This window comes from Chromobacterium sp. CV08 (genome assembly GCF_051129845.1).
Taxonomy (GTDB): Bacteria; Pseudomonadota; Gammaproteobacteria; order Burkholderiales; family Chromobacteriaceae; genus Chromobacterium.
The window spans coordinates 4,220,408-4,233,416 of sequence record NZ_CP150453.1; the positions used below are offsets into that span (position 1 = coordinate 4,220,408).

Here is a 13,009-nt window from a genome sequence, read left to right on the forward strand (position 1 = left end):
CGCCACCGCTGAGCAACGACATAAAGATCACGACATGGCTCTATTGCAAATCGCCGAACCCGGCCTCTCGGCCGCTCCCCACCAACACCGTCTGGCCGTCGGCATAGACCTGGGCACCACCAACTCGCTGGTGGCCACCGTCAGGAGCGGCTCCGCCGCCGTGCTGCCCGACGAAACCGGCCGCAGCCTGCTGCCGTCGGTGGTCCGCTACGGCGACGAGGGCGTGCTGGCGGTCGGCTACGATGCGCAGAAGGAACAGAACCGCGATCCGCACAACACCATCGTCTCGGTGAAACGCTTCATGGGACGCGGCGTCAGCGACATCAAGGACGCCGGCAGCCTGCCCTATCGCTTCGTCGACGCGCCGGGCATGGTGCAGCTGGTGACCCGCGCCGGCGTCAAGAGCCCGGTCGAAGTGTCGTCCGACATCCTCCGCGCCCTGAAGGACCGCGCCGAAGAAAGCCTCGGCGGCGAGCTGACCGGCGCGGTGATCACCGTGCCGGCCTATTTCGACGACGCCCAGCGCCAGGCCACCAAGGACGCCGCCCGGCTGGCCGGCCTCAATGTGCTGCGGCTGCTGAACGAGCCGACCGCCGCCGCCATCGCCTACGGCCTGGACAACGGCAGCGAAGGCACCTACGTCGTATACGATCTGGGCGGAGGCACGCTGGACGTGTCCATCCTGAAGCTGAGCCGCGGCGTGTTCGAGGTGCTGGCCACCAGCGGCGACTCCGCGCTCGGCGGCGACGACTTCGACCACCGCGTGTTCTGCTGGCTGCTGGAGCAGGCCGGCGTCACCGGCCCGTCGGCGCACGACATGCGCCTGTTGCACACCCGCGCCCGCGAAGCCAAGGAGGCGCTGACCGACCACGCCAGCACCCGCGTCACCGCGATCCTGTCCGACGGCCAGTCGCTGGACCTGGAACTGGACCAGGCGACGCTGCACGCGATCACCAAGACCCTGGTCGACAAGACGCTGACGCCGGTGCGCAAGGCGATGCGCGACGCCAAGGTCTCGCCCGAGGACATCCAGGGCGTGGTGATGGTCGGCGGCGCCACCCGCATGCCGCATGTGCAGAAGGCCGTCGCCGACTACTTCGGCCGCGCGCCGCTGACCAATCTCGACCCGGACAAGGTGGTGGCGCTGGGCGCCGCGATCCAGGCCAATGTGCTGGCCGGCAACAAGCAGGACGACGAGTGGCTGCTGCTGGACGTGCTGCCGCTGTCGCTGGGCATCGAGACCATGGGCGGCCTGACCGAGAAGATCATCCCGCGCAACAGCACGATACCGGTGGCGCGCGCGCAGGACTTCACCACTTTCAAGGACGGCCAGACCGCGATGTCCATCCACGTGCTGCAAGGCGAGCGCGAACTGGTGTCCGACTGCCGCAGCCTGGCCAAATTCGTGCTCTCCGGCATCCCGCCGATGGTGGCCGGCGCCGCGCGCATCCGCATCACCTTCCAGGTGGACGCCGACGGCCTGCTGTCGGTCACCGCGCGCGAGCAGACCTCGGGCGTCGAATCCAGCATCGAGGTCAAGCCGTCCTACGGTCTGGCCGACGACGAGATCAGCCGCATGCTGAGCGAGTCGCTGGCCAACGTCCAGGAAGACATCGAGGCGCGCAAGCTGCGCGAAGCCATCGTCGACGCCGAAAGCCTGCGCGACGCCACCGTCAACGCGCTGGACCAGGACGGCGACCTGCTGGACCCGGCCGAGCGCGCCGACGTCGAAGCCGCCGTCGCCGCCGTCGCCGCGGCCATCGCCGACGGCGTCACCCGTCGCATCAACGAGGCCAGCGCCGCGCTGAACCACGCCACCGAAACCTTCGCCTCCCGCCGCATGGACCGCAACATCCGCCGCGCGCTGAAGGGCCACAAGATTACCGATCTGTAAGGATACGCCATGCCGCGCATCATCGTTCTGCCCCACCCGGACCTGTGTCCGGAAGGCGCCGTGATAGACAATGTAGAAACCGGTCAGAGCATCTGCGACGCGCTGCTCGCCCACGATATAGAGATCGAGCACGCCTGTGAGATGTCCTGCGCCTGCACCACCTGCCACTGCATCGTCCGCGAAGGCGGAAACTCGCTGAACGAGGCCGACGAGCTGGAGGAGGACCTGCTGGACAAGGCCTGGGGCCTGGAAGCCCAGTCGCGCCTGTCCTGCCAGGCCATCGTCGCCGACGAGGACCTGGTGATCGAGATCCCGAAGTACACGATCAACCACGCCCGCGAACATCATTAAGGAGCAGGCCCTGAAATCCCAGCGGCAGCGTTGCGCCGCCTTGCCGTACTATGTGTACTGTCTGCGGCGGCGCGCCTCGCCGCTGCCGCTGCGCTGGATTTCATGACCTACTCCCGCTCAGGAGACATCTATGAAATGGACCGACGTTAACGACATCGCCATCGAACTGGCCGACGCCCACCCGGACGTGGACCCGAAGACCGTGCGCTTCGTCGACCTGCACAACTGGGTGGTCAGCCTGCCCGGCTTCGACGACGACCACGCCCGCGGCGGCGAGCGCGTGCTGGAGGCGATTCAGCAGGCGTGGATAGACGAGGCGGAATAAGCCCCGCCGTCCCCGGAAACAGGCCCCGCGACACCGGGGCCTTTCGTTTGCCCTCGTGAAAATCGCCGATGCCCGGCGTATCATCAGTAAAGACGCGCGCCGGCACCGTGCCGACGCCCCGGTCCCGGAGCCGCCATGTTCACGCTGATCATCGGCAACAAGAACTATTCCCCCTGGTCGCTGCGCCCCTGGCTGGTGCTGAAAATGCTGAACGAGCCGTTCAGGGAACAGCAGATCGACCTCTACCTGTCCGACAGCAAGGCCCGCATCCTGGCCGCCAATCCGGCCGGCAAGGTGCCGGTGCTGGTCGACGGCAAGCTCAGAGTCTGGGATTCCCTGGCGATCTGCGAGTACCTGGCGGAATGCTTTCCGGCCGCCGGGCTGTGGCCGTCCGACAGCGCCACTCGCGCCGTCGCCCGCTCCATCGTCGCGGAAATCCATTCCGGCTTCGTCGCCCTGCGGGAGAACCTGCCTATGGACATCACGCTGCGCCAGATAGACTACGAGACCTCGCCGGCGCTGGAATCGGACATCGCCCGCGTGATCGCGCTGTGGGAGGAACATCGCGAGCGCCACGTCACCGACGGCGAGTACCTGTTCGGCCGCTTCACCATCGCCGACGCCTGCTTCGCGCCGATCTGCACCTGCTTCCAGACCTATAACGTCAAACTGCCCGAGCGCTCTCAGGCCTATGTCCGCCATATTCTGGACCTGCCGGCGATGCAGGAATGGTATGCGGCGGCCACCGCGGAAAGAAAACGCCCTTTTTGAGTCAGGCCATGTCGCAAAACGAGTGGAACTGCGCGCCATAAGTCATTAGAATGGCGCGTTTTTTATATTTTTCTTACGTTAGGACCCCTCATGAGCACCCCGTTCATCATTGGCGTTGCAGGCGGCAGCGGCAGCGGCAAAACCACGGTTACCAACAAAGTGCTGGAAACCATTGGTTCCGAGATGGCGGCGGTAATCATCCAGGACTACTACTATCGCGACCAGAGCCATCTGACCTTCGAACAGCGCCTGGGCACCAATTACGACCACCCGCAGGCCTTCGACTGGCCGCTGTTGATCTCCCACATCGACGACATGCGCAACGGCCGCGCGATCGAGATGCCGGTGTACGACTTCGCCAACCACACCCGCTCCGACAAGACCGTCACCGTGCAGCCGGCGCCGGTGATCGTGATCGAGGGCCTGTTCCCGCTGTACGACGCCGCATTGCGCGAAATGATGTCGCTGAAGATCTTCGTCGACACCGACTCCGACGTGCGTTTCATCCGCCGCCTCAAACGCGACATCGCCGAGCGCGGCCGCACGATGGAAAGCGTGATCGAACAGTACCTGTCGACCGTGCGCCCGATGCACAACCAGTTCATCGAGCCGACCAAGCGCTTCGCCGACGTGATCCTGCCGCACGGCGCCAACGACCCGGCCGTCGACATCATCACCACCAAGGTCGCCAGCCTGATGGTATGAGGCCGCGCAAAGCCACAGAGAGCCGCCCCCGGGCGGCTTTTTGTTTGCCCGGTTGACGGCGGCCGTCCGGGAGGACGACAATCGCCGCTCGCGCCATCCGGCGCGTCATCAAACGGAAAAGCACATGCACACCATCAAACCGCGCAATCCGCTGGCTTGCGCAGCCATCCTGAAAAAGGGCGGCGCCCACGGCCGCAGCCGATCCGGCCTGCGCCAATCGCAGAAGCAATCGCTATGGTCCGAACTGGACGACTGGCGGGAAGACGAGGAGCCGCGGCGCGTGGCCGCATCCCGCGGCCAGGACGCCGACGAGGCGTTTTTGACCGGCAAGTCCCCAAAAGCAACAGGCCATCATCCGATGGCCTGTTGCTTTTGGGCGCTCGCCCGCCGGCATCCTCGCCTTCGATGCGCGAACCGGCTTCGATAGCTTCATCGACCACCGTCTTCCGACTGCGCAAACAGACAGGAAAGACGGCTTCCGCCGGCACGTGATCACAACAATCTCTTTCCTCGAATCCATCATTCATATTTAAAAATGCAAATGGGGCAAGCCTGAGTCTCGATACGATTTCTCAGCAAACATATCGCCATTCAATAGCAGATATGATTCATACACTCTTCAAGATATACGCCTTGCCTCACCAAAGGGCTTAGAGCGACAAACGAAGTTTTGATACCGCATTGCCACCCCTACTAGATTCACTATGACTTCGCCGCAACTGTGTAGTCTGCATCAGTAGGCCTTGCCTCGGCATACAAGTACCTACACCGCCATTCTTACTATTTCCTCTATTCACACCTACTTAGACCCGTCGAAAATACTACAGTTGAACTGAGCCGTAGCATAAAAATCCAGCCTTGCCAAAATAGGTTAGTTTAGTTGACCGTAGAAATTATTAAAAACTGCGACCCTGAAATGCTTACGAAAAAACACCATTCATCATCAAAACAAGCCGATCGATCAGGTGAATGGGTTTGATTTTTCAAAATCACTACATTCAGCACTAATCGTACATGAACCTACCATAGATTGATTTACCCAGGAACGGCTTGCGTAACTCTACCTATACACAGCATTAAAACCACCATGGATACTAGAGGCCTTGAGAGGCTGCGATCCGGCTCAAGCCAATCCGCGCACTCAGATTTTCTGAATGCCTCTATCTCATAGGAGAAATACAGATGAGCAAGATTATTAACATCAATGCGGTTTTTGATACCGATGCCTTAGTCAACAAGTACAAGCCAGGTGGTTCTCCCAATGGCGGGGAGAAGGGCATTCTCCATAAAGATATCTATATGGTCACCGGAGAAGACGATCTGTACCACCCCAATACCCAAGCCAGTGCCGACCTATGGATCAAAGCAGAACAAGATGACGAAGTACGCTGGAGGTCCGTCTCCATGTCTGCTAACGTCACTCAAAGCGTCATTATTTATAAAATTGAAAAATATGAGGGCGATCTCCTGATGAAAACGCCCGAGCCCAATCTGGCCATGCCTTGGCGCCCCGTGCCGGAACAAGATGCTGATCTGACGGTACATCCGCTCAAATTTAAGGCAATGCAGATTCCGGACTACTACCTCAGTTCCAATATTGCCAGGTCCGGAACTGAAGGATATAAAGTATTTTTCTACATCGCCCGACAAACAACAGGCAATCATATAGAACCTGTTGGCTATTATTATTGGGATCCTCGAATCACCGTCAACTAAACCTGCCCAATCCGAAACGCAAGCCGCCACATTGGGATGACTCAACCATGCGGTGGCTTGCCAAATAATATCAATATGTCTCGGCTATTTGAGTCACTTTCATTCGGAGGAAGCATGCTCAACATCGCAAACGTGAACATAATGGTTGACTGTGAGTCAATATTGGCAAACCCAATAACGACGGGAACCATACAACAACCCGCCAAGGCCAGCCCCGAAAATGTTTCCATCATTGCAGACCCGAAACTCATAGCGCTTCCCCAAGGGCAAGGCTCATCCTCTTTACTATTGCAATTCCCTGTCGGCAGTACTATTTGTTGGCGTGGGCTTTCTCTTTCCAACAATGCCGACCACACGGTAATGCTCTATGATATAGCGAAAGATTCCGGGAGCGTTATCATAGACGCCCCCACGCCGATGCTGTCCTTCGTACCTGAGCCGGTCCCCTATGAAGATCCGGCAAGCGACGATGTCGACCCGCTTCATTTCACGGTGCAGCAACTTCCCGATTTTTACTACGAATGCCGCCTTATCAATACGGGACGCGCAACTTATAAGTTCTCTTTTTATATCACGGAGGAAGAACAGGACAATGTTACAGTGCTTGGCTATTTCTACTGGACTGGTACACTAACAAAGCAAGGGGCATAAGAATACGCCAGTCGACAGCCAAGCAAGCACATGACAGGCATCAACGAAAATGCTTGCAGCCCTATTGCCATCCCTGCCTGAGAGCCAAGGCTGCCTATATCCATCAGCTCCTTCACCAAGGCTTGCCCATCGATCTTCTTGGCTACTCTTTCAGCGCTGCTGGCAACGTTTCCGATGAGCGCAGGAAATCCATGGGCAAGCAATCGTGAGCAAAGGACACTGCCTGTTCTGCCATCATTCAAACCGGATGCGCCGATCTCCAAAAGAATATTCCTCATGTCTCACCGACCGTCATTGACACCGGGAAGGCCATGCGCCAGGCATTTCCCCCATGATCGCGTAACAATTCAATACATTACGCTCACACAAGTGCACAGCCGAGGACAGTAGAATACCAAGACCGTCACATTTGTTGGAATGCAGCCATGAAGAAGTGGATCAGTTCCTCGTTGCTGCTGCTTGCCCTTTCCGCTTGCGGCAGCCTTGGCCTACAGAAACCTCAGGTCAATCTGAGCAATATCGAACCGGGCAGCAGCACGCTGTTCGAGCAGAACTTCACGGTGACGCTGCGCGTCGCCAATCCCAACGCCATCCCGCTGAACGCCAGCGGCATCGACTTCGATCTGATGCTGGGCGGCGAAAAGCTGGGCGGCGGCAGCAGCAATCAGGCCATCGCCATCCCCTCGCACGGGGAAGGCCAGGTCACCCTGCAGGTACACACCTCGCTCGCCGCCTGGATACGGCAGCTGGCCAACTGGCAGCAGCTGCCGGGCGGCAAGCTGAACTACGCCATCCGCGGCCAGCTGCACGGCCTGAACGGCCTCGCCGACCTGCCGTTCGAGAACAAGGGCGAATGGCAGCTGCCGCAGCACTGACTACTGCTGCTCCATCGCCAGGCAATTATTGCCGTCGAAGCTGACGCTCAGCACTTCCTTGGTCTTTTTGTCGACGACGAAGTTGGTCGTGCATTCGTAATGGACGGTGCCGCCGCCGGTGACGCCGTTGCTGACCCAGCGTCCCGGGGTTTCCACCACTCGGGACTGCCCGTCCTTGTCGGTCATCGTCAGCTTGGTGCCGGGTTCGTAGCGGGTGTTTTCCTGCAGCGGCCGCTGCTCGGTGCTTTCCTTCACATAGGTGTACAGGCTGTTGCCGTTGGGCATCTGCATGGTCTTGGTCGGCGCACCCCATTGCGCCAGCAGCTCGTTGACGTCGCGGCCCTGCCAACGGTACACCTTCTGCGCATAGCCCTGCTGGGTCGGGAACATCGAGCAGCCGGCCATGCCCAGCAGCAACAGCGGCACGCACAATTTCTTCATCATCGGATCAGTCTTTCCTTATACAAACCATCATCCATTTTCCGGGCGTCGCAGCAAAAACGCCAGCGCGAAGGCTGGCGTTATGAACGGAATACCGGCGCTGTTTACAATTTGAAGCGGCTGAAGGCCTGCTGCATGCTGCGCGCCACGCCGTCCAGCGTGGCCAGCGTCCGCTGCGCGCTCTGCAGCGCCGCGTCGGAATCCAGGATCTGGTTGTTGATGGACTCGGTGCTCTGCGCCATCGCCGTGGTCGCATTGTGCTGCTCGCCGGTCGACAGCGCCACGTCGCCTATCTTCTCGACCACCTGCCTCATCGCACGGGTGATGTCCTCCAGCCGCGCGCGCGCCTGCTCGGTCTGCGCCGCGCTGCTGTCCACCGTGCCTATCGTGCTTTCCATATTGCCGACCGCCCGTCCGGTCTCGCTGAGGATGTTCTGCACCATGTCGCCGATCTCGACGGTGGCACTGCCGGTTCGCTCGGCCAGCTTGCGCACCTCGTCGGCGACGACGGCGAAGCCGCGGCCCTGCTCGCCGGCCCGCGCCGCCTCGATCGCCGCGTTCAAGGCCAAGAGATTGGTCTGGTCCGCGATATCGCGTATCACGCCGGTGATCTTGGAGATCTCCTGCGAACGCTGCTCCAGCGAGACCAGCAAGGCCGACAGCTCGCCGACCGAGCGGCTGGTCTTCGCCATCTCGCCGCTGATGCGCTGCAGCTCCTCGGCGCTGGCCTGGGAGCTTGCGCCGGTGTCGCGCGCCAGCTCGTCGGTCTCGCGGGTCGCGTCGGCGATATGGGAGATGCTCACCGTCACCTGCTCGATCGCCGCGGCGTTGGAGCTGGAGATGTCCGCCAGCACGTGGGAATCCTCGGCCAGGCGAGCCACGTCGCCGCCGACGGCGATGACGCCCTGGGCCAATTGCTCGGCCTCGGAACGCAGCTCGCGGAACATGCCGTTCAGACGGTCGACGAAGCGGTTGAAGGCGTCGGCCATCTGCGCCACCTCGTCCTCGCCGCCGACCGCGATGCGTCGGGTCAGATCGCCTTCGCCCTCGGCGATCTCGCTCAGCGCGTCGCGCACCTGGAACAGCCCCTTCAGCAGACGGCGCAGATAGGCGCCGGCCAGCAGTTGGGTGATGACCAGTACAGCCAGTAGCGACAACACCATCTCCACCATCATCTGTCGCAGCGGCGCGTCCAGCAATTCGCTGTCGACCACCACGCCCAGCACCCAGTCGCTGCCCTCGACCGAGCGCAGGCGCAGCAGGCGGCTCGTGCCTTCCAGTTGCACCGACGCCAGCTCCGGCTTGTCCAGCAGGCCGCCGATACGGTCGGCGTCCATGCCCGGCATCAGCTCGGACAGCGGCTTCAGCGCGGTGTCGGCCTTCGGATAGGCGATCAGCTTGCCGTCCTTGCCCATCAGGAAGACGAAGCCGTTGCCCGGCAGAGACACCGACAACACCGATTTGACCAGCTGGCCGATGGCGATGTCGCCGCCGACCACCTTGTTGCCGGCAGGCAATGCCTGGGCCACGGTGATCACCAGGTCCTTGATCGAGGCGCTGGCCGGCTGGTACGGCGCGGTGACGATGGTGCCGCTCTGGGACTTCGCCATCTTGAACCAGCTGCGCGAGGCCGGGTCGTAGTCCGGGCTGGGCTTCTGCTTGCCCGGAATCGAATAGATCATGCCCTTGCTGTCGCCGTCGCCGACGAAGATCTGGGTATAGCCGCCGGCCTCGGCCAGCTGCTGCAGGTAGAAGGTGGGATCGGTCTCGCCGCCATGGCGCAGCGCGCTGGCGATGATCTGCCGGCGCTGTTCCAGCCAGGCGGAGACGAAGCGTTGCTGGCCGGCGATGGCCAGGTCCAGCTGGGCATTGACGCTGGACGACAGGCTGTCGCGGAACTTCAGGTAGGCGCTGACGGCGGTGCTCAGCGTGGCCACCAGCATGGCCAGCGCCAGCAACAGGGCGATCTTGCTTCGAATGGATTTCATGGCAATCGGCTTATGGCTTATCTATGCCGATCCCGCAGGCGGCAACAGGGGCGCACGCGGCGCCCCCGTCGACGGCCGGCCTCGGCCGGCGCTCATGTCCTGTAAGGATCAGCTCGTTTATGACCGGGCACATTGTAAACAACGTTTACAAATACCGCGATCAAACGCCGGCCGATTATGCTGATGGTTTTGATTTTGCTGGCAAAAATCATCCAAACCATGGCATTTTCGCCACACCGGATGCCCCGGCGTGGCGGAATCGCTTACAACCTGAAGCGGCCGAAGGCGCCCTGCATGCCGTGCGCCAGTTGCTTCAGCGCCTCCAGCGTCTGCATCGCGCCCTGCAGCGCGGCGTCGGAGTCCAGGATCTGGTTGTTGATCGATTCGGTGCTCTGCGCCATCGCCGTCGTGGCGTTGTGCTGCTCGCTGGTGGACAGCGCCACGTCGCCGATCTTGTCTATCACCTGCTGCATCGCGGTGCCGATCGCCATCAGCCTGCCGCGCGCCTGGCTGGTCAGCTCGACGCTGGTATCGACGGCGCTGACGGTGCGCTGCATATTGCCGACGGCCTTGCCGGTCTCGCCGAGTATGTTCTCCACCATCTCGCTGATTTCGACCGTCGCCTTGCCGGTGCGCTCGGCCAGCTTGCGCACCTCGTCGGCCACGACGGCGAAGCCGCGGCCCTGCTCGCCGGCACGCGCCGCCTCGATCGCCGCGTTCAGCGCCAACAGATTGGTCTGGTCGGCGATGTCGCTGATCACATTGGTGATCTTGGAGATTTCCTGCGAGCGCTGCTCCAGCGAGGCCAGCAGCGTCGACAGCTCGCCGACGGACTGGCTGGTCTGCTCCATCTCGCTGCTGATGCGCTGCATGTCGCCGGCGCTCTCGCGCGAGTGCTCGCCGGTGTTGCGCGCCAGCGTGTCGGTCTCGCGCGTCGCCTCGGCGATGTGGGAGATGCTGACGGTCACTTCCTCGATCGCCGCGGCGTTCGAGCTGGAGATGTCGGCCAGGCGATGGGAGTCGGCCGCCACCTGCTTGACGGCGCCGCCGACCTCGATCACGCCTTGCGCCAGTTGCTCCGCCTCGTCGCGCAGTTCGCGGAACATGCCGTTCAGGCGGCCGACGAACTGGTTGAAGGCCTCGGCGGTCTGCGCCACCTCGTCCTCGCCGTGCACCTCGATGCGGCGGGTCAGGTCGCCCTCGCCCTGCGAAATCTCATGCATCGCGTCGCGCACCTGGATCAGGCCGCGCAGCAGGCGCGCCAGATAGGCGGAGCTCAGCGCCACCAGCGCCAGCAGCACCACCGCCACGCCGCCGGCGATCAGCCAGATCAGCTGCGTCACCGGCGCCAGCACCGCGGCCTCGTCGGCCGCCACGCCCATCACCCAGTCGGTATTCGCCACCTGTTTCAGCGTCACCAGGAAGGTGCGGCCGTCGATGTCCACCGGCGCCACGTCGCCGCTGGCCAGCAGTTGCTGGAAGCGGCTGTCGTCCAGCGCCGGGATCAGTTCGCCCACCGGGCGCAGTTCCTGGCCCGGCTTCGGATAGGCGATCACCTTGCCCTGGCGGGTCAGCAGGAAGGCGTGGCCGTCGCCGGCCAGCTTGATGTCCAGCACCGACTTCACCAGCTTGTCGATCAGGATGTCGCCGCCGACGACGACCTCCTGCCCCGCCGCCTTGTCGGCGATGGTGATCACCAGCTTGTCCTTGGTTTCCGGCTCGGAATCCTTGTACGGGTCGGTGACGATCACGCCGCCCTGTGCCTTGGCCTGCTGGTACCACGGCCGCTGCGCCGGCTGGTAGTCGGCGCTGGGCTTGGTCCGGCCCGGCACCGAGTAGAACATCTCGCCGCTGTCGCCGTGGCCGGCGTAGATGATGTTGAAGCCGCCGCCCTTGGCGATCTGCTGCAGGTAGTAGCTGGCCTGCGGGTCGCCGGCTCGCGACAGGCTGGCGCTGATCAGGTTCTTGCGCACCGTCAGCCATTCCGACACCAGGCCGCCCTGAAGCTGCAGCACCTGGGTGACTTCGCGCTTCGCTTCGTCGTAGGCGTGGTTGCGGATATTGAGGCAGGCGATGACCGTCACGCTGATCGTGGCGACCAGAATGGACACCGCCGTCAGCAGGATGAGCTTGTGTCGGATGGAGCGCATGAGATGATTAGCCGATACTGATAAAAGGCCTATTATCCGTCATATCAGCTGGCGCGCATCGTTAAAAATCACATCCCGTTTAAATACTTGCGTCAGATTTAAATCAACCGACCGATAATCCCGCCATTCCCTGCCCATCGCGCCACGGCGCCGTCTGCCGCCACAGCAGCCCGGCCATGTACAGCCGCAACGGATCGGCGTCGCAGCGCGGGTGCCAGACATGCTCGACGGCGATGGACAGCTCGCCGTCCCCGACCGGCCGCCGCGCCAGCTCGTCGGCGCGCAACACCTCGGCGATCAAGGCCGGCAGCACCGCCACCGCCGGCAGCCTCTGCAGCAGCAGCGGTATCGCCAACAGGCCGGCGGTGGAGGCGATCACCCGCCGCGACCGGCCGTGCGCGGCCAGGTAGTCGTCGACCAGGCTGGCGCTGTTGCCGATATAGGACGTGTACAGATGCGGCGGCGCCGCCAGCGCCTCCGCGTCCAGCGCCTCCGGCAGCGCCAGCCGGTCCGGATGAAACAGGCAGACGAAGCCGCTGCGGAACAGCCCGCGCCGCGACAAGCGCCCGCTCCCGGCCGGGAAATGGCCGACGGCGCCGTCTATCCGCCGCGCCTCCAGTGCCGCCTCGGCCTCGTCGGCCGCCATCGCCACCACCTGCAGCCTCAAGCCGGGCGCTTCGCGTTGCAGCGTCGCGATCAGCTCCGGCAGCAGCGCCGCCTCCAGCAGATCCGGCATCGCCAGCCGGTAGACACCGTCCAGCGCGGCCGGATCGAAGGCAGGCGGCGCCAGCAGGCGTTGCGCCTCGGCCAGCCACGCCTCCAGCGGCGGCAACAGCGCCTCGGCGTACGGCGTCGTCGTCAGGCCGCGTCCGTCGCGGCACAGCAAGGGGTCGCCGCACTGCTCGCGCAGCTTCTTCAGGATATGGCTGACCGCCGGCTGGCCCAGGCACAGCCACTCGGCGCTGCGGCTGACGCTGCGGGTGCTCAGCAGCGTGTACAGCGCCACCAGGCTGTTCAGGTCCAGCCGCCTCAGCTTCAGCGCATCAATATCATTCAAAACAATATATCCAATGAAAAACATCGATTTTATTAAATCATAAGCGCTTTCTACACTGGCGGCATCCCCCACCTCCGGACGCCGC

The 13,009-nt window shown here is 62.6% G+C and carries 13 protein-coding genes; 9 read left to right on the forward strand and 4 right to left on the reverse strand.

Translation table 11 applies throughout. From position 1 onward, the window contains the following. Nucleotides 1-34: 34 nt before the first annotated feature. The 9 genes from hscA (at nucleotide 35) to WNM05_RS19215 (ending at nucleotide 7,288) form a co-directional block, all read left to right on the forward strand. On the forward strand, nucleotides 35-1,894 hold the full coding sequence (gene hscA, locus WNM05_RS19175; protein ID WP_434629968.1) for a Fe-S protein assembly chaperone HscA: 1,860 nt from the start codon (nucleotides 35-37) through the stop codon (nucleotides 1,892-1,894). Nucleotides 1,895-1,903: 9 nt separating this feature from the next. Then, nucleotides 1,904-2,245, forward strand: coding sequence for an ISC system 2Fe-2S type ferredoxin (gene fdx, locus WNM05_RS19180; RefSeq protein ID WP_021478295.1), 342 nt, complete (start codon nucleotides 1,904-1,906; stop codon nucleotides 2,243-2,245). A 130-nt stretch (nucleotides 2,246-2,375) separates the two neighbouring features. After that, entirely contained in the window at nucleotides 2,376-2,570 is a 195-nt protein-coding gene (gene iscX / locus WNM05_RS19185) for a Fe-S cluster assembly protein IscX (RefSeq protein WP_434629970.1), read from the forward strand. A 135-nt stretch (nucleotides 2,571-2,705) separates the two neighbouring features. After that, nucleotides 2,706-3,341 carry a glutathione S-transferase family protein gene (locus tag WNM05_RS19190; protein WP_434629972.1) on the forward strand — a complete coding sequence of 212 codons (636 nt, stop codon included), beginning with the start codon at nucleotides 2,706-2,708 and terminating at the stop codon, nucleotides 3,339-3,341. 90 nt (nucleotides 3,342-3,431) lie between these two features. After that, the gene (gene udk / locus WNM05_RS19195) at nucleotides 3,432-4,046 is read left to right on the forward strand and encodes a uridine kinase (protein WP_434629974.1); all 615 of its coding nucleotides are present in this window, start codon (nucleotides 3,432-3,434) and stop codon (nucleotides 4,044-4,046) included. Nucleotides 4,047-4,170: 124 nt separating this feature from the next. Then, complete coding sequence (locus WNM05_RS19200; protein WP_434629976.1) at nucleotides 4,171-4,473, forward strand: hypothetical protein; 303 nt, start codon at nucleotides 4,171-4,173, stop codon at nucleotides 4,471-4,473. A gap of 755 nt (nucleotides 4,474-5,228) precedes the next feature. After that, nucleotides 5,229-5,762, forward strand: coding sequence for an AidA/PixA family protein (locus WNM05_RS19205; RefSeq protein ID WP_434629978.1), 534 nt, complete (start codon nucleotides 5,229-5,231; stop codon nucleotides 5,760-5,762). Nucleotides 5,763-5,876: 114 nt separating this feature from the next. Beyond that, the gene (locus tag WNM05_RS19210) at nucleotides 5,877-6,413 is read left to right on the forward strand and encodes an AidA/PixA family protein (RefSeq protein WP_434629980.1); all 537 of its coding nucleotides are present in this window, start codon (nucleotides 5,877-5,879) and stop codon (nucleotides 6,411-6,413) included. A 425-nt stretch (nucleotides 6,414-6,838) separates the two neighbouring features. Continuing rightward, a complete protein-coding gene (locus tag WNM05_RS19215; protein ID WP_434629982.1) occupies nucleotides 6,839-7,288 on the forward strand; it encodes an LEA type 2 family protein in 450 nt (149 codons plus the stop codon). Here the strand turns inward: WNM05_RS19215 and WNM05_RS19220 are convergent, their stop codons facing one another. The 4 genes from WNM05_RS19220 to WNM05_RS19235 all read right to left on the reverse strand — a co-directional run bounded on the left by WNM05_RS19220 (nucleotide 7,289) and on the right by WNM05_RS19235 (nucleotide 12,924). Beyond that, complete coding sequence (locus tag WNM05_RS19220) at nucleotides 7,289-7,732, reverse strand: hypothetical protein (protein WP_434629984.1); 444 nt, start codon at nucleotides 7,730-7,732, stop codon at nucleotides 7,289-7,291. It lies immediately after the preceding gene. Between the two features lie 101 nt (nucleotides 7,733-7,833). Continuing rightward, the gene (locus WNM05_RS19225; protein WP_434629985.1) at nucleotides 7,834-9,717 is read right to left on the reverse strand and encodes a methyl-accepting chemotaxis protein; all 1,884 of its coding nucleotides are present in this window, start codon (nucleotides 9,715-9,717) and stop codon (nucleotides 7,834-7,836) included. A gap of 263 nt (nucleotides 9,718-9,980) precedes the next feature. Continuing rightward, a complete protein-coding gene (locus WNM05_RS19230; RefSeq protein ID WP_434629987.1) occupies nucleotides 9,981-11,867 on the reverse strand; it encodes a methyl-accepting chemotaxis protein in 1,887 nt (628 codons plus the stop codon). A gap of 103 nt (nucleotides 11,868-11,970) precedes the next feature. After that, nucleotides 11,971-12,924, reverse strand: coding sequence for a LysR family transcriptional regulator (locus WNM05_RS19235; protein WP_434629989.1), 954 nt, complete (start codon nucleotides 12,922-12,924; stop codon nucleotides 11,971-11,973). Nucleotides 12,925-13,009: the final 85 nt, after the last annotated feature.

Excerpts from the sequence above, each read along its gene's own strand:
- WNM05_RS19200 (WP_434629976.1), top strand. The coding sequence starts at position 4,171 with ATGCACACCATCAAACCGCGCAATCCGCTGGCTTGCGCAGCCATCCTG.
- WNM05_RS19220 (WP_434629984.1), bottom strand. The coding sequence starts at position 7,732 with ATGATGAAGAAATTGTGCGTGCCGCTGTTGCTGCTGGGCATGGCCGGC.
- fdx (WP_021478295.1), top strand. The coding sequence starts at position 1,904 with ATGCCGCGCATCATCGTTCTGCCCCACCCGGACCTGTGTCCGGAAGGC.
- WNM05_RS19215 (WP_434629982.1), top strand. The coding sequence starts at position 6,839 with ATGAAGAAGTGGATCAGTTCCTCGTTGCTGCTGCTTGCCCTTTCCGCT.
- hscA (WP_434629968.1), top strand. The coding sequence starts at position 35 with ATGGCTCTATTGCAAATCGCCGAACCCGGCCTCTCGGCCGCTCCCCAC.
- WNM05_RS19190 (WP_434629972.1), top strand. The coding sequence starts at position 2,706 with ATGTTCACGCTGATCATCGGCAACAAGAACTATTCCCCCTGGTCGCTG.
- WNM05_RS19205 (WP_434629978.1), top strand. The coding sequence starts at position 5,229 with ATGAGCAAGATTATTAACATCAATGCGGTTTTTGATACCGATGCCTTA.
- iscX (WP_434629970.1), top strand. The coding sequence starts at position 2,376 with ATGAAATGGACCGACGTTAACGACATCGCCATCGAACTGGCCGACGCC.
- WNM05_RS19230 (WP_434629987.1), bottom strand. The coding sequence starts at position 11,867 with ATGCGCTCCATCCGACACAAGCTCATCCTGCTGACGGCGGTGTCCATT.
- WNM05_RS19210 (WP_434629980.1), top strand. The coding sequence starts at position 5,877 with ATGCTCAACATCGCAAACGTGAACATAATGGTTGACTGTGAGTCAATA.
- udk (WP_434629974.1), top strand. The coding sequence starts at position 3,432 with ATGAGCACCCCGTTCATCATTGGCGTTGCAGGCGGCAGCGGCAGCGGC.
- WNM05_RS19225 (WP_434629985.1), bottom strand. The coding sequence starts at position 9,717 with ATGAAATCCATTCGAAGCAAGATCGCCCTGTTGCTGGCGCTGGCCATG.